The following is a 24,344-nucleotide window of genomic DNA, read 5'->3' as shown; positions in this document are numbered from 1 at the left end:
TGATGGCGGGCAGGATCGCCGGCAGCCAGGCGACGAAGACGGAGTAGACGAGCGCATTCGGCCCGAAGAAACGCGTCAACGCCACGCCAGCGCCAGGCGCCCGAGACGACCGCCACGGCGTGCGTGGCGGACGTGGAAAGCGTGCCCGCTGATCCACGGCGAGGATACCGCCCATGCGACATCTGCAGGGCGGGCGCCGCCCTTTTGGGTCCACAGTAGCCGGATCGCCTGCCGATCAGCCCAGCTTTAGTCGCGGTGCCTCCTTATGAATATGCGCATGTCCCCGGCCGACCCTTCTGCGATGACGTTTGAGGTGGGCCAGTCGGTCCCGCGCCAAGAGGACGCGATCCTCGTGCGCGGCGACGGCCGCTACACCGACGACCTCTCGCTGGAGGGGCAGCTCTACGCCGCCTTTGTCCGCAGCCCGCATGCGCACGGCGTCATCCGGGGCATCGATGTGTCGGGTGCCAGAGCCATGAAGGGTGTCGTGGCGATCTACACCGGCGGCGACCTCGAGGGCCATGGCTACGGCACGCTGAAGTGCCAGATCGACCTGCCCAACCGCGACGGCACGCCGATCAGGAAGCCGGTCCGCAAGGCGCTGGCAACCGACAAGGTCCGTTTCGTCGGAGATCCGGTGGCGATGGTCGTGGCCCGCAGCGCCGTGCAGGCGCGCGATGCCGCCGAGGCTGTCGCGCTCGACATCGAGATCCTTCCCGCCGTCACGGCGGGGGAAGATGCGGTCGCACCCGGCGCGCCGCAGCTCTATGACGACGTCCCCGGCAACGTGATCCTCGACTTTCACTATGGCGATGCCGAAAAGGTCGCCGCTGCGTTTGCCGGCGCCTCGCATGTGACCAAGCTGCGCATCGTCAACAGCCGCATCGTGGTGAACCCGATCGAGCCGCGCTCCGCGATCGGCAGCTATGACCGCAAGGCCAACCGCTACACGCTGCACGCCCCGAGCCAGGGCGCTTTCGGCATGCGCAACAACCTCGCAGCCGCGATGGGCGTCGCGCAGGAGCGGATGCGGCTCGTCACCGGCCATGTCGGCGGCTCCTTTGGCATGAAGTCCTCGGTGTTTCCCGAATATGTCGTGCTGCTGCATGCCGCGCGCCTCCTGAAGAAGCCGGTGAAGTGGACTGATCAGAGGTCGGAGAGCTTCGTTTCGGACCATCATGGCCGCGACATGGTCTTCGAGGCCGAGCTCGCGCTCGACGCACGCGGCACGTTCCTGGCGACGCGCTTCAGCGGCATCGGCAACATGGGCGGCTACCTCTCGCCCTTCGCGCCGATGATGGCGACGATGAACATCGGCAAGAACAGCATCGGCATGTACCGCACGCCGCTGGTGGAGGTGCAGAGCAAATGCGTCGTCACCAACACGGCGCCGATCGGCGCCTATCGCGGCGCCGGGCGGCCGGAGGGAAACTACTTCATGGAGCGGCTGATCGACACGGCCGCCGCGGAGATGGGGATCGACAAGGCCGCGCTGAGGCGGCGCAACCTCGTCGCACCGCAGCAGCTGCCCTGGGCCACTCCGATCGGGACGCTCTACGACAGCGGCGACTTCCCGGCCCTGCTCGCAAAGGCGCTCGAGGTGGCGGATTGGGGCGGCTACAAGACGCGTCAGCGCGACAGCCGCAAGGCGGGCAAGCTCCGCGGCCGCGGCATCGGCTGCTATCTCGAGGTGACCGCGCCGCCCAGCAACGAGATGGGCGGCCTCCATTTCGAGGCGGATGGCAGCGTGACGATCGTCACCGGCACGCTCGATTACGGCCAGGGCCACTGGACGCCTTTCGCTCAGGTGCTGACGAGCAAGCTCGGCGTGCCCTTCGACAAGATCCGCCTGGTGCAGGGCGACAGCGACCGGCTGATCGCGGGTGGCGGGACGGGCGGCTCCAAATCGATCATGGCGAGCGGCTCGGCCATCATGGAAGCGGGCGATCGCGTCATCGAGAAGGGCAAGCTCGTCGCCGCGCATCTCCTGGAGGCGGGTGTGGCCGACATCGAATTCGCCCGCGGCCGCTTCACCATCGCCGGGACCGACCGCTCGATCGGCGTCATGGAGCTCGCCGAGAGGCTGCGGACGGGACCGGCCCTGCCCGAGGAGCTGCCGCACAGCCTGGATGTCGACCATGTCTTCCAGGCGGCGCCGTCAGCCTATCCCAATGGCTGCCATATCGCCGAGGTCGAAATCGATCCGGAGACCGGACAGGTCGAGGTCGTCAGCTATGTCATGGTCAACGATTTCGGGACGCTGGTGAACCCGATGATCGTCGAGGGGCAGCTACACGGCGGCGTCGTGCAGGGCATCGGCCAGGCGATCTACGAGATGACGGCCTATGACGAATCCGGCCAGCTCATGACCGGTTCCTACATGGACTACGCGATGCCGCGCGCGGCGGACGTGCCCTTCTTCTCCTTCACCAGCCAGGGCATCCCGACCGCGAACAACCCGGTTGGCGCGAAAGGCTGCGGTGAAGCTGGCTGCGCCGGCTCGCTGCCCTCGGTGATGAACGCGATCGTCGACGCGCTCTCCCCCTATGGCGTGCGGCATGTGGACATGCCGGCGACCCCGCAGACCATCTGGAGGGTTATCCACGGGCGCAGATGAGACAATGTCGGCGAGCGTGCGGCGCAGGCGTCTGCGTGCAATCGTCCGCCGCTACAAGAGCAGAAGCTCGAAGCCTGCCCGAAAGCAGACCTCCCTGGGCGATCTGATTGAGGTTACCCACAATTACTCAGCGTGCCCCGACAAGGCAATTGAGGCCGCATAGTCGATCTGCTGTCCTTCCCCCAACAAAGAAAATCACCTGGGAGGATCGACAATGATGGGGCTTTCGCGCCGCCAATTCACGCTGGGCGCCCTTGCGACCGGCGCCTCGTACAGCGCCCTCGTGCAGCACTGCTCCGCGCAGGCCGCAGCAGCAGCAGCCACGCGCAACCTGCCCCGCACCCATGCCGGCAAGACGGTGAAGGTGATCTGGGGCAATACGCCGGCCTATGTCGGCTCGGCCGAGGTCGCCAAGGAGTTCACCGCGGCCAGCGGCATCAATGTCGAGTTCTCGGCCCTGCCGACCGCCGAGCGCTACCAGAAGATGGTGCTCGACACGACGACCAACACCAACTCCTTCGACGTCTACCTGGTCGCCTACCAGTGGAAGGAGCAGGTCGCTCCCTTCGTCATCGACCACACCAACATGGACAAGGAAGTCGCCGGCATCCCGCCGATGAACTGGGACGACTACGCGCCGCGTGCGCTGGCGGCCTATTCCAAGGTCGGAGACAAGCTCGCCACCGTCCCGATCAACGGCGACACCTCCTTCACCGTCTGGAACAAGGAGGCCTATCAGAAGGCCGGGCTCGATCCCGAACAGGGTCCGGCGACCTGGAAGCAGCTCGTCGAGAACGGTGCGAAGCTGAAGCAGGGCGACCAGTTCGGCTACAACATGCCGGCCGGCAAGACGATCCAGACCTGCTGCGTCTGGATCACCCTGTTCCACTCCTTCGGCGGCCAGTATTTCGACCAGGCCGGCAAGCCGCTGCTCGACAGCAAGGCCAGCGTCGAGGCGTTCCGCTACATGAAGGAGCAGCTCGCTCCGATCAGCCCTCCCGGCAACCTGACCTGGGATTTTCCCGAGATGATCGCCAGCGTCTCCTCGGCACAGGCCGCGCAGGGCTACATGTGGGCCGGCGGCGTCGGCTCGCTCTACGACCCGTCGAAATCGAAGATCGCCAAGGGGGTCGGCTATGCTCCCACCCCCGAGACGGTGTTGCTCGGCGGCTGGGGCCTCTCGGTCGGGTCGAAATCGCGCAATCTCGACGCGGCCAAGCTCTTCCTCGGTTGGTTCACCTCGCCCGAGATCGTCAAGCAGACCGCGCTGCTCAGCCTTTCCCCGGTACGCCGCTCGGCGCTGCTCGATCCCGACACCAACAAGAAGTTTCCCTTCTTCCCGACCGTGCTGAAGGCGATGGAGGGCAATGTCGCGACCTATGCGCCGATCAAGGATGCCGAGCAGGTCAACATCCAAATCTACGACGAGGCCAATGCCGTCTGCTCCGGCACCAAGACGCCTGAACAAGGCGCGGCCGCCCTCCAGGAGCGCGTGACGACGCTGCTCAAGCGCCGTGGCTACATCCAGTGAGCGGCCAGCCGTGACGAGTTCGCAAATGCTCGCGGCCGGAGGGCCTTCGCTCCCGGCCGGAGCCCGCAAGGCCTCGATCCACCGCCGCGCCCGGGTGCCGCTCGAACCCTACTGGTTCATGGCGCCCGCGGTCATCATGCTCGCGACCGTCTATCTCGGGCCAATGATCTATGCGGTGATGACCAGCACCACCCATTGGGTGCTGACCGAACCCGGCAGCGAGACTATCCGCGCCGGGCTCGAGAACTACACCGACGTGCTTGGGGCGCCGTCCTTCTGGCAGGCCGTCAAGGTCACTCTGCTCTATACGCTGACCTCGGTCACGCTGAGCCTGACGCTCGGCACCCTGCTGGCGCTGCTGCTCGACAACGAGCTGCATTTCGCCTCGTTTTTCCGCTCGATCATGCTGATCCCGATGGTGATCACCCCTGCCGTGATCGCGATCTTCTGGAAGCTGCTCTACGAGCAGGAACAGGGCGTGCTGAATTCCGTGCTGGTGGCGCTGGGCTTCGGCAAGGTTGCGTGGCTCGGGCTGGAACACGCCTTCTTCGCCATGGTGATCATGGATTCCTGGCAGAACACGCCGTTCTTCATGCTGGTCATCCTGGCCGGGCTGCAATCGGTCGACAGCAACCTGATGGATGCCGCCCGCGTCGATGGGGCGAACGTCTTCCAGCGCTTCCGCTACGTCGTCCTGCCCCATCTCGTGCCCTACATGCTGATCGCGGCCGCCTTCCGCGGCATCGCCACGATGAACGATTTCGACAAGATCTGGCTGCTCACCCAGGGCGGCCCCGGCGAGGCGACGACGACGATCACGGTCTACACCTACAAGATCGCCTTCTCATCCTTCGACATGGGCCGGACCACCGCGATCGCGATGATCTTCGTCGTCATCGTGCTGATCACCAGCGCGCCGCTGCTCAGGCACCTGTTCCGGACCGCGCGGAGGCCGGCATGACGCTCACTCTCTCGCATTCCACCAAGCGGCTGCTGCTCAGCCTGCTCTGCCTCGGGCTCGGCATCGTCTACCTCTTCCCCTATGCCTGGATGGTGCTGACCGGCTTCCGCTCGGCGGTGGACACGCTCTCGCTGCGCTTCATCTTCGAGCCGACGCTCGAGGGCTTCCGCAGCGTGCTCGGCGACAGCATCTTCCGCGCCTACATGCTGAACAGCATCATCGTCTCGACGCTGACGACGGCGGTGGTGCTGACGGTCGCGGCACCCGCGGCCTTCGCACTGGCGCATCTGCCGATCCGCGGCACCGGCTTCCTGCTCTTCGTCCTGATCGTGCGCATGGTGCCGGGCATCGCCATCCTGATCCCGATCTACCTCGTCGCCTCGCGCCTCGGCGTGCTCGACACCCATGGCGTGCTGATCGTGCTCTACGCCACCTTCAACCTGCCCTTCGCGATCTGGCTGCTGCGCGGCTTCTTCTGCGACGTGCCGGGCGAGATCCGCGAGGCGGCGATCATCGACGGCTGCTCGGAGCTGCAGGTCTTCCTCAAGATCATGCTGCCGCTGACCTCGAGCGGCATCGTCGCGACCGGCGTCTTCGTCTTCATCGCCGCCTGGAACGAGTTCCTGTTCGCGTTGGCGCTGACCAACAGCTTCGCCTCGACGGCACCGCTCGCCATGGTCGCCTTCCGCAGCGAATACGGCGTGCAATGGCCCTCGATCGGCGCCGCCGCCTTCATCATCTCGACGCCGGTCGTGCTCTTCGCGGTGGTGATGCAACGCTTCCTGGTGCGCGGCCTGACCATGGGCTCGGTCAAGGGCTGAAGCCCAGTCGTTCAGGCCTCGTCGATCGCCAGCGGATGCCCGGGACCGCGATGGCGCAGCACGAAGTCGAACTGCGCCATTCTCGCGAGCGCCGGCTCGGCCTCCGAACGCGCGCACAAGGCCGTGCCGAAGCCGAGGCTCCGTGCCTGCGCCAGGAAGGCAATCTCGCTCTCCAGGGTGAAGGAGAGCCGGCCGAAGGTCTGCGCGGTCGCGCCATCGAAGAAGCTGACGCTCGGCAGGTTGATCAGCCGGCTAACACCCTTGTCGCGCAAGGGGCCGAATATCTGCGGGCCGGAGCGCAGCCGATCCAGAGCGAAGACCCCGACATAGCAGCGCTCGCGCAGCTGCGCCGGGGCATCGAGCCTCCAGTCGCCGTCGATGAAGGCGTTGCAGTCATGGATCGGCAGCGCCCCAAGCCACAGGCCGGTCGCGGGGTCGAGCCCCGCCAGCCAGGGACAGACCAGAACAAGCTCGCCCGCCGCGACGCCCTCCCAATCCTGCTCCGTGCCGGCGACGATCCGGAACGGCCGGGACGGCTCGCCTTGCCGGGCAGGCAGCTTCGCCGCCCCCGGCATGCGCCGAAGCGGCTGCGGCTTTGCATAGGTCGAATCGGTCACGGCGCTCCTCCTTGGCAGGGGTTGCAGACCGGTCTGCCCCGCGCCATTCTCGGATGTCCTTGCTGGCGCCCGGCTTTCCCAATTCTACCCACCATTCCCAGTTTTGTCCTATTCGGCTGAGGGCGGCGCGGTCATTCTGATCGTGGAGATTCACTTCGGTCGCTCAAGGCCGCGGGCAGGATCTTCGCCGGGAGGTTGCCAGGACGGGCTCGCGCGGGCGCGACGACCGCTGCCTTTCACCTTCGACGGGCATTCATGTCGTTCCGAGGTGCCGATCTTGTCGCTTTTCCGCAGTCTTGAAGCGCCGCCGGCCTGGTGCACGCTTCGCTCCTTTGAAATCATCGACCTTCCCGAGAACCAGACGGCCGCGCGCAAGCAGGCAACCGCCAAGGAGCGCCTGCTCTGCACCGGCGGCACGGCTCAGATCATGGGTCAGGGCGGCTCCGTCATCCTGAAGGAAGGCCAGTTTCTCGACATTCACGACAAGCCGAGCTTCGCGGCCTGGAGCGTGATCGGCCACGGCGCCAAGACGCAGCTCGTGCGGCTTTGCGGCAGCTGGGGCGAGGATATCTCCGGCTGCGGCATCTTCCGCGTCGCTCATGAGCCCGACGCCACCAATAACGGCGATCCGGTCTCCTACCCCAAGGCGACCCGGGTCGATTCCCATTACCACGATTGCGACGAGTACTGGCTGGTCCTCGAAGGCCGCGGCACGGTCGTCGTCGGTGGCCGCTTCTTCGACAGCGGGCCGGGCGACTGCGTCGCGCTCGGCATGGGCCATCATCACGACATGGCGAGCGTCTCCGAGCCGGTGAAGGCCGTCTATTTCGAGACGTCGCTCGAGGGCCGCAAGCGCGTCGGCCATCTCTGGAACCACACCCACGGCCTTGCCCAGCCCCAGCCCGAGAGAATCTGAACCATGACGAAGAAGGTCATCCATGTCGGCGTCGGCACCTTCGGGCGGCGCTGGTGCACCGAGTTCCTCGCCTCGAACATCGCCGACGGCACGATCGAGGTGGTGGCGCTGGTCGATATCGACCCCAAGGCGCTCGAATTCGGCCGCAAGGCGCTGAAGCTGCCGGAAGCCGCCTGCTATACCGATCCCCAGGCCGCCTTTGCCGCCCATAAGGTCGATTTCTGCACGATCGTCGTGCCGCCCGGCTACCATGAGGCGGTGATCGACATCGCGCTGGCGCACAATGTCGACATCCTCTGCGAGAAGCCGATCGCCGACACGATGGCGGCCAGCGCCCGCATCGCCCGCAAGGTCCGCGCCGCCGGGCGCAAGATGGCGGTGACGATGAGCCACCGCTTCGACCAGGACAAGACGACGCTGCGCCAGGTCATTCGCGCCGGCCAGATCGGCCGGGTCAACAATGTCAGCTGCCGCTACTTCGCCGACATGCGCGAGCACCTCGCCTGGGGCGCCCTCTTCCGCCACACGATGATGGACCCGCTGATGATCGAGGGCGCGGTCCACCATCTCGACCTCGTCGCCGATTTCGCCGGGGCGCAGTGCCAGTCGCTGACCGCTTCGACCTGGAAGCCGGACTGGGCGAAATACGCGGGAGACACCGACGGCATCGTCATGATGGTGTTCCAGAACGGCGTGCGCGGCATCTACGAGGGCTCGTCCTCAGCGGCGGTCGGCCTGAACGACTGGATGAAGGAATATGTCCGCGTCGACGGCGAATTCGGCACGGCGATCCTGAACAACCGCGAGATCGAGATCTTCTCGCGCAGCCAGCTCGTGCGCCAGCGCTGCCGCGAAGGCCAGGGCCAGAAGATCCAGCTCATCACCCAGCCGAAATGGCTGAACAACTGGCTCATCGAGAAATTCTGCACCTGGCTTGACGGCGGCGCCGAGATGGAGACCCATGTCGAGGCGAACCTCCACGCGGCTGCCCTGATCTTTGCGGGGATCGAGAGCGCGCGCAGCGGCAAGACCATCGATGTCCAGGACTATATCCGCTCCTTCGACGGGTCGTAGCGTCAGGGCCCCGGCTCAGATGGGGCCGGACCTTTCGGGCTCCCAGCGGGAGCAGCCGCGCTTCATGGTCGGTGCCGCGATCGGCACTGGCATGGCGGCCCAATCGGCGACGCGCGGCGGCGCCGACTTTCTCATTGCCCTCAGCGCCGGCCGGATGCGCTGCATCGGCGAGCCTTCGGTCGCGGCCATGCTGCCCTTGCGCGACAGCAACGAGTTCGTGCTCAGCTTCGCCCGCTCGGAGATCCTGCCGCGCGCCACCGTACCGGTCTATTTCGGCGCGGCGAGCTTCGATCCGCGGCTTGATCTGGCCGATCTCGTCGAGCGCATCGCCAGGGCCGGCTTCAGCGGCATCGCCAATTTCCCGACCTCGATCCTGATCGACGGCCAGTACCGCGCCTTCCTCGAGCGCAGCGGCGTCGGCTTCGGCCGCGAGCTCGAATTGCTGCGCGTCGCGCGCGAGCGCGGGCTCTCGACGCTGGCCTATACCCATACTGCCGAAGAGGCGACTGAAGCCGCCAGGCAAGGCGCGGATATCGTCAATATCGACCTCGGCTGGAATGTCGGCGGCGTGCTCGGCGCCGTTTCGCATCTGCGCGTCGAGGATGCCGGGCTGATGGCCAACGCCATCGCCCAGCAGGTTCGCGCCGTCTCGCGCAAGACGCGCTGCCTCGTCGAGGGCGGTCCGATCGTCAGCCCCAAGCAGCTGGAGGAGTTCTGCCAGATCGCCCGGGTCGACGGTTATATCGGCGGCTCGACCATCGACCGCGTGCCGTCGGAGAGCGCGATCGAGGTCGTGACCGCCGCCTTCAAGGCGATCGGCATGGCGCGCCAGCAGCCTGACGGTCTCGACAGCCGCTTCAACCCGCGCCGTTTCCCCCGCCCGCTCTGGGGCCATTCGCAGGCGGCCGAGACGGCGCGCGCATTGTTCAACCGGCTGACCACGACCGACTATCCCGTCGTCATCGCCGGCGAGGCCGGCACCGGCCGGCGCGAGATCGCCCGCGCCCTGCATCGCTTCGGGCCGCGGCAGGCGCGCGACATGGTCAGCCTGCCCTGCGCCAACCAGGGCTCCGAACGGCTCAAGCTCGACCTGTTCGGCTGCATGGCCGGGATGCACCCGAGCGCCGTCAAGCACCGGCTCGGCTGGCTCGAGATCGTCCATTCCTCCTCGCTGCTGCTCGACGATGCCGACGAGATGCCGCTCGAGGTGCAGCGGGCGCTGTTGGACGCAGTCGAGGCCGGCTCGTTCTGGCGCCATGGCAGCGAGACGCCGTCACCGCTCAATGTCCGCTTCCTTGCCATCGCTGGCGAGGACCTGCGCCATCTCCCGCCCAGCCGGGTCGATCCGCGCTTCGCCGAATGGCTCGGCTGCTTCACGATCGTGCTGCCGCCGCTGCGCGAGCGCAGCGAGGACCTGCCCTCGCTGATCGATGAATCGCTGCGCACGATCGGCCTGCGCCGGCAGAGCGAGCCCAAGAGCCTCGACCCTGCTGCCTTCCGCCTGCTCGCCGCGCATCACTGGCCGGGCAACCTGCGCGAGCTCGATTCCGTGCTGGAGCAGGCCGTGCTGGCCTGCACCGGCAGCGTCATCCTGGAGCAGCATCTGCCACCGCTCGGCGCCGAAGCCGCTTCCTCCGCGCGGAATTTCAGTTCGGAGAAGGAGTGGATCCTGCACGGGCTGAAGCGCAACCGCTTCCGCCGCAGCCAGACGGCCGAGTATCTCGGCATCTCGCGCAAGACCCTCTACAACAAGATGCGCACCTACGGGCTGCAATCGATGGCGGCGCCCGAGGGAGAATGAGCTCAACTCCCAGCCCTCATCCTGAGGAGCCGCGAAGCGGCGTCTCGAAGGATGATCCAGGAGGCTCCGGAGATGGCTGGAGCATCCTTCGAGACGCGCCTACGGCGCTCCTCAGGATGAGGGCTGGGAAGTCTGACCGTCAACCTCGCGCCTTCACCGCCTTTTCCAGCGCCTTGATGCCCTCCGCAAATGTGCCCTGCCCGACCTTGTCCTTGATGTCGGCCTCATCGGCGGCGGAAACATCGAACTCCGCCATCCACTCGACGAAGGTCTTGTTCCCCTCGGTGACCGGCTTGACGCCGAAGGTCGCGACGTAGTTCTCGATCGGCATCGGCGAGACGATAATGTTGTAGGTGAAGCGCCGCTCCAGGTCGCTGAAGGAGAGCAGCCGCTCGCGCAGGTGGCCGCCATTGGTCAGCGTGAAATTGCGCACGCAGCCGACCCGGTCACTCGGCAGCCCGTCCTCGACATGGCTCTCGGCGATCAGCGGATGCCATTCGCCATGGCCGTTGAAGTCGCGGGCATAGGCCCAGACCTTGTCGACCGGCGCATCGATGATCCCGCTGACATAGACTTTCGCCATTTCCATTTCCTCCAGAAGTCTTTTGCTTCGCGTCTATTCGGCGGCCTTCGCGATCGCCTTGAAGCTGCGGGTCTGCGCCGTCAGCGAGGCCTCGGTCGGCAGCCGCTCCATCGAGCTGGCGCCATAGAAGCCATGGCAGTGGCGGCATTGCGAAAGGATGTAGCGGGCGTCGTCGGGCGAGGAGATCGGCCCGCCATGGCAGAGGATGATGATGTCCTCGCGCACCGCCCGCGCCGCTGCCGCGATGGCGTCGATCCTCGGCACGCAATCGGCGAGGCTGAAGGCCGTCTCGGCGCCGATATTGCCGCCGACGGTCAGGCCCATATGGGCGACGAGGATATCGGCCCCCGCCTCGGTCATCGCGACTGCCTCGGCCTCGTTGAAGACATAGGGCGTGGTCAGCATCTCCTTCGAGCGCGCCATGCGGATCATCTCGACCTCATGGCCGTAGCCCATGCCGGTCTCTTCGAGATTGGCCCGAAAGACGCCGTCGATCAGCCCGACCGTGGGGAAGTTCTGCACCCCGGAGAAGCCCATGCGCTTGAGGTCGTCGAGGAAGCTGTCGAACAGGCAGAACGGGTCGGTGCCGTTGACGCCGGCCAGCACCGGCGTGCGCTTGACCACCGGCAGCACCTCGCGCGCCATGTCCACGACGATCTCGTTGGCATTGCCATAGGCGAGCACGCCGGCGAGCGAGCCTCGGCCCGCCATGCGGTAGCGGCCGGAATTGTAGATGACGATGAGGTCGATCCCGCCCTCCTCCTCGCATTTGGCCGAGAGCCCGGTGCCGGCGCCGCCGCCGACGATCTTCTCGCCGCGGCGGACCATGTCCTGGAAGCGGTCGACCAGTTGCTGTCTCTGGAATGGGGGCATGGCTCAGGCCTCTGCTAGGGCTTCATGCATCTGGGCGACGAGCGCGTCGGCGAATGCAGGGTCGTTGATGGCGTAGGGCAGGCGCAGCAGCTTGCGGCGCGGCCCCGGTTTCAGCGTGCGTTCGAGCGCGTCGAACAAGGCCGCATCAGCGGCGGGATCGTGGAAAGCCTGACCCGGCATGTCGAGCAGCGAGACGCCGCCTTCGGGGATCAGGAAGCGCACCGGGCCATTGCAGCGATTGAGTCGCTCGCCAAGCCACGCGCCCATGCGGGCGTTCTCCTCCAGGGTGGTGCGCATCAGCGTCACCTGCGGGTTGTGGCGATAAAACAGCCGGCCGGCATAGCGCTGCGGCACGGTCTCCGGCGGCCCGAAATTGACCATGTCGAGCGCCCCGCAGCTGCCGACATAGGGCGTGCCGGTGCGGGCGAAGGCGCCGAGACGATCCTCCGTGCAGGGGAAGATACCGCCCATCAGCAGGTCGCAGAGCTCGGTCGTGGTCGCATCGATCGCAGCATGGATCAGGCCGGAATCGACCAGCTTCTCCAGCGATTGTCCGCCCGTGCCGGTGGCGTGGAAGACGAAGCACTCGAAGTCATCGGAGAGATTTGCCACCATCTGGTTCACGCAGGGCGTGGTGACGCCGAACATGGTGAGGCCGATCGAGAGCTTGTCCCCGGCGGATGGCGCGATCGTCGCGGCGCCCTTCACCATGCCCGCCACGGCATGAGCGGCATTGGCGATGACCAGCCGCGAGATCCGGTTGAGACCAGCGATGTCGGTGACCGAATACATCATCGCGATGTCGGTCGGCCCGACATAGCCGGCGACGTTGCCCGAGGCGACGGTCGAAACCAGCAGCTTCGGCGTTCCCACCGGCAGCGCCCGAAACGCCGGCGCAACCAGTGCCGTACCGCCCGAACCGCCGAGCCCGAGCACGCCGCCGACATCGTCCCGCGATGGCAGGAAGCGGGCGAAGGCCTCGGTCATTGCCGTGATCGCGGTGCCACGGTCGCCCGTAAAGACAGCCTGGGCGCCACCTGGATGGTGCGCCGCAACCTCGGCAGCGCTGATATCGGCGGCATGGCCATGCGGCTGCGTCGAGAGATCGACGATCACCGCCTGCTCGCCCATGGCCTGGATGGCGTCGCGGGCATAGGCCAGTTCGGCGCTCTTGGTGTCGAGCGTCCCGGCGACGTAGATGCGCTTGCCCATCGCGCCGCCCTCAGATCGGCTCGAGCGGCGGCATGATGCGCCGGTTCTGGAAGGGCTCGGCCTCGATCAGCGTCGGCGCCGCCCAGCGCACGGCATTGGCGATGACCTTGCGGATCGTCGCGTCGTGATAGGTCGGAAAGGTCTCGTGGCCGGGCCGGAAGTAGAAGATCCGCCCGCGCCCGCGCCGATAGCCGCAGCCGCTGCGAAAGGCCTCGCCGCCCTTGAACCAGCTCAGGAAGACGAGCTCGTCCGGCGGCGGCACCTCGAACGGCTCGCCATACATCTCCTCGCGCTCCAACTCGAAGAAGGGCGGGATGCCGGCAGCGACCGGATGGGCGGGATCGACCACCCAGAGCCGCTCCAGCTCGCCCTCGGCGCGCCAACGCAAGGTGCAGGGCGTGCCCATCAGCCGCTTGAACACTTTTGAGAAATGCCCGGAATGCAGCACGACGAGGCCCATCCCGGCATTGACGCGCTCGGCGACCGCCGCCGCCAGTTCATCCGAGACCTCGTCATGGTGGCGATGGCCCCACCAGACCAGTACGTCGGTCTCGGCCAGGCGCTTGGCGGAAAGCCCCTGCTCGGGCTCATCCAGCGTCGCGGTCGTGATCTGATCGAGGCCATTCTCGGTGAGCCCGGTCGCGATCGCGCCATGGATGCCGTCCGGATAGATGCCGGACACCACCGGGTTCGATTTCTCGTGCCGGAACTCGTTCCACACCGTCACGCGCATCGCTGGAGCCTCCAAAAGACAGATATCTGGATCATTTCAGCGCCCCCGCGGTCAGCCCGGAGACGATGCGCCGCTGCATGGCCAAAAAGATCACCAGGATCGGCAGCACGAAGATCGAGGAGAAGGCCATGACCCGGTGCCAGTCGGCATATTCGGCGCCGACGAAGCTGTAGATGCCGACCGTCGCCGGCTGCAGCTCCTGCTGGCTGAGCAGAGTGAGCCCGTAGACGAACTGGCCATAGGCCTGGACGAAGCAGAGCGTGCCGACGACGATCAGCGGCACCTTCATCAAGGGCAGCACGACCAGCCGGAAGGTCTGCAGCCTGGTGCAGCCATCGACGAAGGAGGCCTCCTCCAGCTCGAACGGCACCTGCCGGAACATCGGCCGCAGGATCACCAAGGCAAAGGCGAGCGTCTTCGAGGTCGTCGCCAGGATGACGGCGGCGAAGGTGTTGAGCAGGTCGATCGAACGGAAGATGATGAACATCGGCGTCGCCAGCAGCGCCTCCGGGAAAACCTGGAGCAGCAGCACGACGACGATCGCGACATCGACCAGGCGATTGCGCAGCCGGCTCATCGCATAGGCGCCCATCGAGCCGAGCACGAGCGTCAGCAGCGTGACCGGGATCGCGATGGTCAGGCTGTTGCGCAGGTAGCGCAGCACGTTCTCGCGCACGAAGACGTATTCGAACGCGGCGAGCGAGGGCGCCCGCGGCACGAAGGTCGGCGGGTTGGCGAAGATCTCGGCCGAGTCCTTCAGGCCGGAGATCAGCATCCAGTAGATCGGGAACAGGTAGATGCAGACGCCGATGATGGCGACGGCCGTAGCCGGCCAGCCGCCGAAGGGCAGCACGCCGAGCTGGCGGAGCCTGACGCTCATGACGCCGTCTCCTGCTTCAGCGTGCGGACGTAGAGCAGCGCCACGCCGAAGACGATCAGGAAGGCGAAGGAGCCCATAGCCGAGCCCACGCCAAAGTCGAACTGCTTGAACGAGAACTGGTAGGAGAGCAGCGGCAGCACGTTGGAGGCGTCGAGCGGCCCGCCCTGCGTCATCGCGAAGATCAGGTCGAAGGCGCGCATCGTGTAGATCGTCACCAGGCAGGCGACGGCGAGCAGCGCGGGCTTGAGCGCCGGCAAGGTGATGTACCAGAAGCGCGCCGCGCTGCCGGCGCCGTCGAGCGAGGCGGCCTCGTAATGCTCCTTCGGGATCGCGGTGAGCGCCGCCGCGATCAGGATCATGCTGAAGGGCATGCCGAACCAGATATTGGCTAATGTCACCGAGGTCAGCGCCACCGTCGGGTCCGAGAGCCAGTGGATCGGCGAGCCGACCAGGTGCAGGGCCGAGAGCACGTAGTTGGCGACGCCGTATTCGGTGGCGAAGATCCATTTCCACAGGGCACCGACGACCAGCGCCGGCAGCATCCAGGAGCAGAGCAGGAGGCCGCGCATGAAGCCCGCTCCCGGGAAATCCTGGGCGAAGAACAGGGCGACGCCGAGCCCGATCCCGACCTGGGCTACGACATTGCAGCCGACGAAGAGCAAGGTGTTGACCAGCACCTTCTGGAACGACTCGTCGGCCAGGACGGTGCGGTAGTTGTCGAGCCCGACGAAGGGCCGGATGAACTCGGTGATATTGCCGAGATTCACCTCCTGCACGCTCATCATCAGGTTGTAGGCGATCGGGAAGCCGACGAAGCCGATGAGATAGAGGATCGGGAGCGCCAGGAAGACATAGAGCAGCGCTGAGGGTGATCCCGGCATATCCTTTTTCGCTCCGAATTCGGCTTGGGCAGGCAGAAGGCTTGAGCAGGCAGGAGCGGCGGGTGGGCCGCTCCCCGTTCGCGTCAGATCACAACGGCGTCTTGGCCAGGATCGGCTTGATCTTCCGCGCCGCGTCGGCGAGCGCGGCCGCGGCCGGCTTGGTGCCGGTCACCGCCTCCTGCATCGCGATCTGGATCGCGCGCGAGATTTCCGGCCATTGCGGGTGCGGACCCCGCGCCCGGGCGCTCTCGAGCTGCTTACGGTAGATGCCGTAGGCTTGCGGCCAGAGCGGGTCGGAGACGGTGACGTCGGTGCGCGGCGCTAGCCGCCCGGTCTTCCAGCCCTCGTTCAGGATCTTCGGGTCCGACATGAACTCGATGAAGCGGAAGGCGCCGTCGACCTGCTTGGCGCCCTTGGGCACGACCCAGTCATAGCCGCCGAGCGCGGAGGCGGCGATGTCCTTGCCGGCCTTGACCGGCAGCAGCGCGAGGCGCCACTCGAACTTCGCCTCCTTCTGCAGGCGCGGCAGCTCCCACGGCCCGCACATCACCATCGCGGCATTGCCGGCCATGAAGGTGTTGGTGACCTCATACTGGCGCTGGTTGATGACGTCGCGCGAGGCGATGCCGTCCTTGACCATCCCGGCCCAGAACTCGAGCGCCTCGGTCGCCTCCGGCGCATCGAGCTTGTCGACCGCGCCGCCGGCCTGGTGCAGGAAGGGCAGGAACTGGAACACGCCCTCGTCGGCCTGCACGGCGCTGAAGCCGAAGCCGTAGACGTTCTTGGCCGGGTCCTTCAGCGCCTTGGCGGCGGCGAGCAGCTCGGTCCAGGTCTTCGGCGGCTTGTCGGGATCGAGCCCCTTCGCCTTGAACATGTCGGCGTTGTAGCAGAGCGCCAGGGTGTTGGCGTCGCGCGGCACGGCGAAGATGCGCTGCTTCCAGAGGCCGGAGGCCCAGGGGCCCTTGAAGTAGAGGTCCGGCTTGACGGTCGTCGACTTCCCGACGCGCTCGGTCAGGTCGGTCAGCGTGCCCTGCGCCGAGAAGCTGGCGACGACCGGGTTGTCGAGCGTCACCAGATCCGGCACCGAGCCGCTGGCGATCGCCTTGATCAGCTCGGAATCCATTTGCGGCCCGGGCACGATGCGCGGGTCGATGCGGTATTCGCTATGCGACTCGTTGAAGGCCTTGATGCCGCCATAGATCATGTCGGTCTCAAGCGTGAACGGGTGCCACAGGCTGATCGTCTTCGGCTGGGCGATTGCCGAGCCGGTAAGGGCGCATAGGATCGCAGCCGCGAGTAATCCTGACCTTGTCAGCACGATATCCTCCCTGGAGAGCTTTTCTGATTTTCGCTCTTGGGACGACTTCGCCGAGCAGGGTCCGCAGGCGCAATCCTGTCGACCCTCGCCAATGTGTAAAACTGGGCAACGAGCGAGCCCCTCGTCGTCGCGTTCAATCGGCCGGCGCGCGCCCGTCGCCTGCTCCCATGATCACGGGAGTGCCGGCCGGACAGCCGCACCACAAGCGCAGGAGCGAGTTTGACGAGGCGGGCGAGTGCCATTCCGGCGTCGACCTCCCCCCGCAACTGCGGCGGGCGCAGCTCGAGCCGTCCCGGCAACGGGACGGCCCGTTGCCGAAGCCGCTGTTCCGTAAACCTTGATCACCGCGCCCGGACACCAGGCGCATTCCGCCTCGGTCCATGAGTTTGCGCCACCGGAGCGCACGGCTCCGGCGGCCGTGCTACTCGATCGCCTTGAAGAGGTTGAGATAGCGCTCTCTGTCCTTGGCGGACCTGGCGGCCGGCAAGGGCGGGAGCTGGAAGCTCCAGGTTTCGGTGAGCGTGCGTCCGCCCAGCTCCAGCGCAGCACGCAGCTCGGAGGCCTCGGTCGAATCCTTGACCTTGACCCGATAGGTCAGGCGCCAGCCCTTGATGGCGGGGTTGGGCTGAAGCTCCGTTCCGACGATCTCGACATTGTCGTTGGCGCTGACGCGCGCGGCGACCGGCGCATCGGGCGCGAGATCGCCTAGCGAGGGGCCCTTGAAATCGACCAGGAAGGCGAGCGTGCCGTCATAGGCGCGGATCAGGTTGGACTGATAGACCTCGCCCGTGCTGCGCATGGTCTGCCAGACGTAGGACAGGCCGTCCTTCAGGATATCGGGCTCGTCCATGGTCCAGCGGACGCGGTAGTCGAACTGCATGGCCTGGCCGGGCGGCGGCAGCGTGTCCGGCGCCCAGAAGGCGACGATGTTGTCGTTGGTTTCGTCGGCCGTGGGGATCTCGACGAGGCGCACATGGCCCTTGCCCCAGTCGTTGGTCGGCTCGATCCAGGCGCTGGGGCGCAGATCGTAGCGGTCCTTCAGATCCTCGTAGCGCGAAAAGGCCCGGCCGCGCTGGAGCAGGCCGAAGCCCTTCGGATTCTCCGCCGCGAAGTTGCTGGTCGCCACCATGGAAGGGTTGTTGAGGGGGCGCCAGAGCCATTCGCCACTGCCCGTGTGGATCGCAAGCCCGTTGGAGTCATGGATCGCGGGGCGGAAGTTATAGGTCGGCGAGGGCTGGTTGGGGCCGAAGAGGAACATGCTGGTCAAGGGCGCGACGCCGAGCGCCGCCGGCGTAGCGCCCGCACGCAGGAAGACGCGCGCCTTGACGCCGAGCAGCGTCTCAGCGCCGGGCGTCAGGGTGAACTCGTAGGCGCCCGACGCGCGCGGCGAATCGAGCAGGGCATAGAAGGTCACCGACCGGTCCTGCGGCGCGGGGCGGCGAATCCAGAATTCGCGGAAGGCGGGAAACTCCTCGGCGATCGGCAGGCCGGTGTCGAGGGCCAGCCCGCGCCCCGACAGGCCGTAGATCTGGCCCTTGCCGATGACGCGGAAATAGCTCGCGCCCAGCACGCTCATGATCTCGTCGTTCTTGCCGGGCTGGTTGATCGGATACGTCACCCGGAACCCCGCCCAGCCGAGTTTGCTGGTCTGGTTGCGGTCGAAGCGCAGGTCGCCGAAATCAAAGCGGTCCGGATCGTAGCGGATCTCCTGCACGGCGCCGTCGACGATCTCGTTGATCTTCACCGGCGTGTTGAACTGCATCCCCTGATGGTAGAAAGCCAGTTGAAAGGGCGTGTCGAGCTCCACCCATGCGAACCGGTCGCGCCGGGGCTGCAGCTTCAGATAGTCGGAGAACTGCATCCTGCTGAAGACGTCGGGCAGGTTGCTGACCGGGGCGGCGTAGGGCGCATCCGCCAGCGCCTTCGCCCTGGCCGTCACCTCCTCCAGCCCGAAGCCGGTCGGCCGATCCTGCGCGAACGCCGACGTGCCGAGCGCGAAGACGCCGGCGGCCAGCCAGCCCAAAGCCGGGCGAAGGCGCGCCGAATCCGGCTTGCGCCGAGCCAAACGGCACCAAACCGAAGCCAATCTACGCCAGGCCGGAATGCGCCGGGCCTGATCGCAGAGCCCTGCCGCGGAACGGGTCGACAAGTTCACAGAAGCTCCTCTAAAAAGGCTCGAACGGCAGGGCGGCGCGCCCGTCCTGCGTTGGCGACGGCGCGCACGAGCACAAATGCCTATCATCGAGACAAGGGTCAAGGAATGAGCGCCAAACACCTCGACCTGCACCCGCGCCGCCTCCGGCGACCCCAATCGAAGTGAACAAACCCAGCATGGACAAAGCAAACGGTGTGCCAGTCGTCGACGGACGAGGGGCCGACTCCCGCACGGACGCAACCGGGGACGGCCTGTCCCGGCGCCAGGCCCTCGGCGCCATCGCCTCGGTCGCCTGGGCGGCGGGAATGGCCGCGAACCTGGCCACGACGGGGCCGGCGCAAGCCCAGACGCCGGTCGGGTTGGGCGTCAAGAAGGCCGATCCGGGCGCGAAGAAGGCCTTCATCGACGACCTGATCTCGCGCATGACCGTCGAGGAGAAGGTCGGCCAGCTGCGCCTGATCAGCATCGGCCCGGAGATGACGCACGCCCAATTGTCGGAGGAGATCGCGGCCGGGCGCATCGGCGCCTCCTTCAACACCGTCATCCGGCGCGACAACCGGCCGCTGCAGGAGGCCGCCGTCCAGCGCAGCCGGCTGAAGATCCCGCTCTTCTTCGCCTATGACGTCGTGCACGGCCATCGCACAACCTTCCCGATTCCGCTCGGCCTCGCGGCGAGCTTCGACATGGCGGCGATCGAACGCATGGCCCGCGTCTCGGCTGTCGAGGCCTGCGCCGACGGCGTGGACATGACCTTCGCGCCCATGGTCGACATCAGCCATGACCCGCGCTGGGGCCGCACCTCGGAAGGCTTCGGGGAAGACCCCTATCTCGTCTCCGAATCGGCGCGCGCCAGCGTGCGCGGCTTCCAGGGCCCTTCCGTCGACCGGCCCGACAGCATCATGGCCGCGGTCAAGCATTTCGCGCTCTACGGCGCGGTCGAGGGCGGGCGCGACTACAACACGGTCGACATGAGCCCGATGCGCATGCATCAGACCTATCTTCCGCCCTATCGCGCCGCGATCGAGGCCGGCGCGGGCGGCGTCATGGTCGCGCTCAACTCCATCAACGGCGTGCCGGCGACCGGCAACACCTGGCTGCTTCAGGACCTGCTGCGCAAGGAATGGGGCTTCAGCGGCGTGACGATCAGCGACCACGGCGCGATCGCCGAGCTGCTGAAGCATGGCGTGGCGAGTAACGCGCGCGAGGCCGCCAAGCTCGCCATCAAGGCCGGCATCGACCTGAGCATGGCCGACCAGATCTATCTGGCCGAGCTGCCCGGCCTCGTTGCCTCGGGCGAGATCGCGATGGCCGAGCTCGACGCCCGCGTGCGCGAGGTGCTGGGCGTGAAATACGATCTCGGCCTCTTCGCCGATCCCTTCCTGCGCATGGGCAAGCCCGCCGACGATCCGGTCGACGAGAAGGTCGACAGCCGCCTCCACCGCCAGCCGGCGCGCGAAATCGCCCGCGAAACCATCGTGCTGCTGGAGAACCGCAACCGGACCTTGCCCCTGAAGAAGGCCGGGACCATCGCGCTGGTCGGGCCGCTGGCCGATTCCGGGCTCGACATCCTGGGCAGCTGGTCGGCCCAGGGCGTGGCCGGGCTCGCAGTCACGCTGCGCGCGGGGATCGAGAAGGCGGTTGCGGGCAAGGCGCGCCTGCTCACCGCGCGCGGCGCCAACGTCACCGACGATGCCAAGGTCGTCGAGTATCTCAACTACCTGAATTGGGACACGCCCGAGGTCATCCAGGACCCGCGCAGCCCCGAGGCGATGATCGCGGAGGCCGTGGCCCTGGCCGCGCAGGCCGACGTCGTGATCGCGGCCGTCGGCGAATCGCGCGGCATGTCGCATGAATCATCGAGCCGCGTCAGCCTCGACCTGCCCGGCTCGCAGCGCGCGCTGCTCAAGGCCCTCAAGGCGACCGGCAAGCCGCTGGTCGTCGTGCTGATGAACGGCAGGCCGCTGGCCATCGGCTGGGAGAAGGACAACGCCGACGCGCTGCTGGAGACCTGGTACGCCGGCACCGAGGGCGGCAACGCCATCGCCGACGTGCTGTTCGGCGACCACAACCCTTCGGCCAAGCTGCCGATCAGCTTCCCGCGCTCGGTCGGCCAGATCCCGATCTACTACAACCACCTGCGCATCGGGCGCCCGCTCACGGAGGGCAAGCCCGGCAACTACACCTCGCAATATTTCGAGGAGCCGAACGGGCCGCTCTATCCCTTCGGCTTCGGGCTGAGCTACAGCCGCTTCACCCTGTCGGGCCTGAAGCTCTCGGCGTCCCGGATCTCGCGCGGCCAGAGCCTGACCGCCGAGGCGACGCTGGCCAACGAAGGCCCCTATGAGGGCGCGAACGTGGTGCAGCTCTACATCTCCGACAGCTTTGCCTCCGTGGCGCGACCGGTAAAGGAGCTGAAAGGCTTCCAGAAGGTGGCGCTGAAGCCTGGCGAGAGCCGCGTCGTGCGCTTCGAGATCGGCGAGGACCAGCTCAAATTCGTCAATGCCGAGCTGCGCGAAGTGCTCGAGAGCGGGCGCTTCGACGTGCAGCTCGGCCTCGATTCCCGCGACGTCCTGGAGCAGAGCTTCGAGCTCGCCTAGAGCATGATGCCGAAAAGTGGGCCCCGGTTTTCGGACGACATCATGCTCTAACTCTTTGATGAGAGACGGATTCAGATTTCAGATGGGATCGCTTCGTGATTCCATCTGAAATCATCCGGCTCTAGGCCGAGGGCGCGTTGATCGGGCTGTCTCGCAGGCCTGACGACGTGTGGCTGCGGACCGGCAGTCTCTGCGGCGGGCGCTGGCTGGGCCAACGCGCCGCCGCAGCTCCGCAAGCCTGACTTCAAGCCTGGGCGGAGCAATCCGCCGCGACTGGCTCAAGCTCTGCGGCCGATGCCGCGACCTGTCCGGTAGCGTGGTCCTCGGAGCGCTCGCGGCTCAGGAACCAGAAGATGATCAGCGCCGAGAGGATCGTGACCGCCGCGAGCGCGTGGGTCAGCGTCTCGAAGGCGCCGAAATAGCTTTGAACCAGCAGCGCGCGGCCGATCTCCGGCAGCAGCGTCGCGGCCTGCGCCAGGTCGCCGGTGGCGAGGCGCAGCCCGGCTTCCGACAAGTGCTGCGGCGAAGCTGTCCGCGCCTGACTGGCGAGGCCCTGCAGGCCGGTGCTGCTCAGCAGCGCCAGCCCGGCGCTGACGATGGCGAGCGCCACGCCCTCGCCCGCCACCTTCGTGGTGTTGAAGATGCCCGAGGCCATGCCGGCGCGGTCCTTCGGCACCACGGTGACCGAGAGACCGTCCATCAGGCCCCACGGCATGCCGGCGCCGAGCCCGATCAGCAGCATCGGCGCGATCGCCTCATGCGGCGCGCCCGGCCCGATCCGCCCGAGCCAGAGCAGGCCGGCGGCGGCGATCAGCAGGCCGAGCGCCGAGATCGCGCCGGCCGAAAGCCAGCGCGTGCCGGCTGCGGCGAGCGCGGGCACGACCACCATCGGGGCCGACAGCGCCATCATCAGCCAGCCGGCTTCGATCTCGCTCAGGCCTTCGATGCCGATGAAGCGCAGCGGCAGCAGGATCAGCAGCACCACGTAGGAGTAGCAGGTCGCGATCGGCAGCACCTGGACGCCGACGAAGCGCGGGTAGCGGAAGAGCGAGAGGTCCAGCATCGGCCGCGCGACCCGTGTCTCGACCAGGATGAAGCTTGCCAGCAGGATCGCCGCGCCGGTGAACAGGCCGAGCACCGGCGGGCTCGTCCAGCCGCTTTCCGGCGCCTGGATGATGGCGAAGGTGAAGAGCGAGAGCATGCCGGTGAAGCTGAGCGCGCCCGGCCAGTCCAGGCCGGCAGCGTTGGGATCGCGCGTCTCGCGCAGCCGCCGCATGCCGAGGACGAGCGCGCCCGCGCCGACCAGTGTGCTGGTCAGGAAGATCGAGCGCCAGCCGAATTGCGCGATCAGCACGCCGGCGACGATCGGCCCGAAGGCGAGGCCGATGCCGAAGGTCGTGCCGAGCATGCTGAAGGCGCGGATCCGGGCGCGGCCTTCGAATTCCTGCGCCATCGCCGCCGATCCGCCGGCCAGGGCGGCGGCTGCGCCGACGCCCTGGCCGGCGCGCAGCAGGTCGACGACGAGGAGCGAGGGCGCGAAGCTCAACGCCCCCGAGAACAGCACGAAGAGGGCGACGCCGCCGATGAAGATGCGCTTGCGGCCGAACTGGTCGGCGAGCGCGCCCGCCGTCATCAGCAGGCTGCCGAAGGTCAGCATGAAGGCGTTGGTGATCCAGGTCAGGGCGGTGGCGCTGCCGCCGAGGTCGCGGCCGATCGCCGGCGTCGCCACCGCGCCGCCGGAGAAGCTCAGCGGCAGGATCAGCGCCGCCAGGCAGACGATGAACGCGACCGATAGGCGGCCGGCGGGTTCTGGTTGGGGATGCATGCGCGGTCTCGCTTCGAGAGAAGGGCCGCCGGGTCGGCGGCGCTGCGCGAGAGGTAATTCGCCGGGCAGGGGCGATAAATACGAGGCAAGGCGACGCTCTGTCGCCTGAAGTGAGACAATGCGGCGTCGCCGATCGGCGCGATGAGGTGCTTACTTGCCGGTCTCGGCGGCCTGCGCCGCCAGCACGCTTGCGGCGAGCTGATCCAGCGCCGGGTCGGGGATGCCGTGCTCGTGCAGCCCTTTGCAGGTCTGGAACAGGTAGTCGGCGGCGCTGCCCAGCGCTCCCGAGGCGGTCGCGAGCCGCCGGACGACGTCGGGGGGCTCGAGCCCGCCGGCATAATACAGACCGGCGGGGTCGATGGTGAAGGCGATGGCGCTGCCGAAGCGCTCGCCGGCCTCGTCGAGCAGGTCGAGCCAACGCGGGATATAGGCGCCCGACAGCATCTCCCGCCGCCACAGGATGGCGAGCTCCGCTTCGAGCTTCTCCTCGCAGAGGCGGAAGGCGACGCCGGTGCAGTCGCCGCCCTGGTCCAGCCCGAGCACCAGGCCGGGATTGGCGGCCGAGCCGCGCCCCACCATCGTCGTCAGGCAGAAGGCGCGGTGCCAGCCGATGATGCGGGCGGTGCGCCGCTCGACGGCGTCGATGGTCGGGTTCCAGATCAGCGAGCCGTAGCCGAAGAGCCAGGCGTCGCCGGCCGGCCGGGCGGCGAGCGTCGCCTTGAGCGAGGCGGTGCGCTCGGCCTCGCTGAGGACCCGCATGGTCGGGGCGTCGCGGGCGACGAGGGCGTCGATGCCGCCGCTCTCGATCAGTTCGCGGGTGAGGAAGTGCTTGTCCATGGTTCGCCTCTGTATCATGGCGCGGTGAAATTTCGCCTGCGCGGAATCGTCCGGCCGCAATGAGCCTTGAGCGCGAAGCGAGATAAATGAGGCGAGAGGCGATGCTCTGTCG

The 24,344-nt window shown here is 67.1% G+C and carries 19 protein-coding genes; 8 read left to right on the top strand and 11 right to left on the bottom strand.

All coding sequences use genetic code 11. The features are described 5' to 3' along the window. The first annotated feature begins 301 nt into the window (after positions 1–301). The 4 genes from DWF00_RS00425 (at position 302) to DWF00_RS00410 (ending at position 5,930) form a co-directional block, all read left to right on the top strand. Positions 302–2,617 carry a xanthine dehydrogenase family protein molybdopterin-binding subunit gene (locus DWF00_RS00425; RefSeq protein WP_245973686.1) on the top strand — a complete coding sequence of 772 codons (2,316 nt, stop codon included), beginning with the start codon at positions 302–304 and terminating at the stop codon, positions 2,615–2,617. Between the two features lie 214 nt (positions 2,618–2,831). Next, entirely contained in the window at positions 2,832–4,148 is a 1,317-nt protein-coding gene (locus tag DWF00_RS00420) for an extracellular solute-binding protein (protein WP_114828562.1), read from the top strand. A gap of 25 nt (positions 4,149–4,173) precedes the next feature. Further along, positions 4,174–5,109, top strand: coding sequence for a carbohydrate ABC transporter permease (locus tag DWF00_RS00415; protein ID WP_114828561.1), 936 nt, complete (start codon positions 4,174–4,176; stop codon positions 5,107–5,109). Beyond that, the gene (locus DWF00_RS00410) at positions 5,106–5,930 is read left to right on the top strand and encodes a carbohydrate ABC transporter permease (protein WP_114828560.1); all 825 of its coding nucleotides are present in this window, start codon (positions 5,106–5,108) and stop codon (positions 5,928–5,930) included. Before DWF00_RS00415 ends, DWF00_RS00410 begins: the two co-directional genes overlap by 4 nt. A gap of 11 nt (positions 5,931–5,941) precedes the next feature. Here DWF00_RS00410 and DWF00_RS00405 read toward each other — a convergent pair whose 3' ends face one another. After that, positions 5,942–6,547: a phosphoenolpyruvate hydrolase family protein gene (locus DWF00_RS00405; RefSeq protein WP_114828559.1), complete on the bottom strand. Its 606-nt coding sequence runs from the start codon at positions 6,545–6,547 to the stop codon at positions 5,942–5,944. 268 nt (positions 6,548–6,815) lie between these two features. Between DWF00_RS00405 and DWF00_RS00400 the strand changes: the two genes are divergently transcribed. The 3 genes from DWF00_RS00400 to DWF00_RS00390 are packed head-to-tail and all read left to right on the top strand — an operon-like array spanning position 6,816 to position 10,338. Then, entirely contained in the window at positions 6,816–7,463 is a 648-nt protein-coding gene (locus DWF00_RS00400) for a cupin domain-containing protein (protein WP_425453039.1), read from the top strand. 3 nt (positions 7,464–7,466) lie between these two features. After that, positions 7,467–8,537 (top strand): Gfo/Idh/MocA family protein, encoded by a 1,071-nt coding sequence (locus tag DWF00_RS00395; protein WP_114828557.1) that lies wholly within the window; start codon positions 7,467–7,469, stop codon positions 8,535–8,537. After that, a complete protein-coding gene (locus DWF00_RS00390) occupies positions 8,500–10,338 on the top strand; it encodes a phosphoenolpyruvate hydrolase family protein (protein WP_114828556.1) in 1,839 nt (612 codons plus the stop codon). Before DWF00_RS00395 ends, DWF00_RS00390 begins: the two co-directional genes overlap by 38 nt. Positions 10,339–10,477: 139 nt before the next feature. Here DWF00_RS00390 and DWF00_RS00385 read toward each other — a convergent pair whose 3' ends face one another. The 8 genes from DWF00_RS00385 to DWF00_RS00350 all read right to left on the bottom strand — a co-directional run bounded on the left by DWF00_RS00385 (position 10,478) and on the right by DWF00_RS00350 (position 18,967). Beyond that, on the bottom strand, positions 10,478–10,921 hold the full coding sequence (locus DWF00_RS00385) for an SRPBCC family protein (protein WP_114828555.1): 444 nt from the start codon (positions 10,919–10,921) through the stop codon (positions 10,478–10,480). Between the two features lie 33 nt (positions 10,922–10,954). Next, a complete protein-coding gene (locus DWF00_RS00380) occupies positions 10,955–11,794 on the bottom strand; it encodes a phosphoenolpyruvate hydrolase family protein (protein WP_114828554.1) in 840 nt (279 codons plus the stop codon). Between the two features lie 3 nt (positions 11,795–11,797). Continuing rightward, entirely contained in the window at positions 11,798–13,006 is a 1,209-nt protein-coding gene (locus DWF00_RS00375) for a Tm-1-like ATP-binding domain-containing protein (protein WP_114828553.1), read from the bottom strand. Between the two features lie 10 nt (positions 13,007–13,016). Next, positions 13,017–13,739 carry a ThuA domain-containing protein gene (locus DWF00_RS00370; RefSeq protein ID WP_114828552.1) on the bottom strand — a complete coding sequence of 241 codons (723 nt, stop codon included), beginning with the start codon at positions 13,737–13,739 and terminating at the stop codon, positions 13,017–13,019. 31 nt (positions 13,740–13,770) lie between these two features. After that, positions 13,771–14,619, bottom strand: a complete 849-nt coding sequence (locus tag DWF00_RS00365; RefSeq protein ID WP_114828551.1) for a carbohydrate ABC transporter permease — start codon at positions 14,617–14,619, stop codon at positions 13,771–13,773. Beyond that, the gene (locus tag DWF00_RS00360) at positions 14,616–15,500 is read right to left on the bottom strand and encodes a carbohydrate ABC transporter permease (protein ID WP_114828550.1); all 885 of its coding nucleotides are present in this window, start codon (positions 15,498–15,500) and stop codon (positions 14,616–14,618) included. Before DWF00_RS00360 ends, DWF00_RS00365 begins: the two co-directional genes overlap by 4 nt. 88 nt (positions 15,501–15,588) lie before the next feature. After that, entirely contained in the window at positions 15,589–16,818 is a 1,230-nt protein-coding gene (locus tag DWF00_RS00355) for an ABC transporter substrate-binding protein (protein ID WP_147283665.1), read from the bottom strand. A 421-nt stretch (positions 16,819–17,239) separates the two neighbouring features. Beyond that, the gene (locus DWF00_RS00350) at positions 17,240–18,967 is read right to left on the bottom strand and encodes a glucan biosynthesis protein G (protein WP_342769070.1); all 1,728 of its coding nucleotides are present in this window, start codon (positions 18,965–18,967) and stop codon (positions 17,240–17,242) included. Positions 18,968–19,278: 311 nt separating this feature from the next. On the opposite strand from DWF00_RS00350, the gene bglX reads away from it, so the two are divergent. After that, on the top strand, positions 19,279–21,570 hold the full coding sequence (gene bglX, locus DWF00_RS00345; RefSeq protein WP_114828855.1) for a beta-glucosidase BglX: 2,292 nt from the start codon (positions 19,279–19,281) through the stop codon (positions 21,568–21,570). 244 nt (positions 21,571–21,814) lie between these two features. Here the strand turns inward: bglX and DWF00_RS00340 are convergent, their stop codons facing one another. Both DWF00_RS00340 and DWF00_RS00335 read right to left on the bottom strand, forming a co-directional pair. Next, entirely contained in the window at positions 21,815–23,395 is a 1,581-nt protein-coding gene (locus tag DWF00_RS00340) for an MFS transporter (RefSeq protein ID WP_114828548.1), read from the bottom strand. 150 nt (positions 23,396–23,545) lie between these two features. Next, positions 23,546–24,232 (bottom strand): gamma-glutamylcyclotransferase, encoded by a 687-nt coding sequence (locus DWF00_RS00335; protein ID WP_245973685.1) that lies wholly within the window; start codon positions 24,230–24,232, stop codon positions 23,546–23,548. Between the last annotated feature and the right edge of the window lie 112 nt (positions 24,233–24,344).

It is taken from the genome of Allobosea caraganae (assembly GCF_003351345.1).
GTDB classification, from domain to species: Bacteria; Pseudomonadota; Alphaproteobacteria; order Rhizobiales; family Beijerinckiaceae; genus Allobosea; species Allobosea caraganae.
This window is presented reverse-complemented; position numbering and strand designations above follow the sequence as displayed.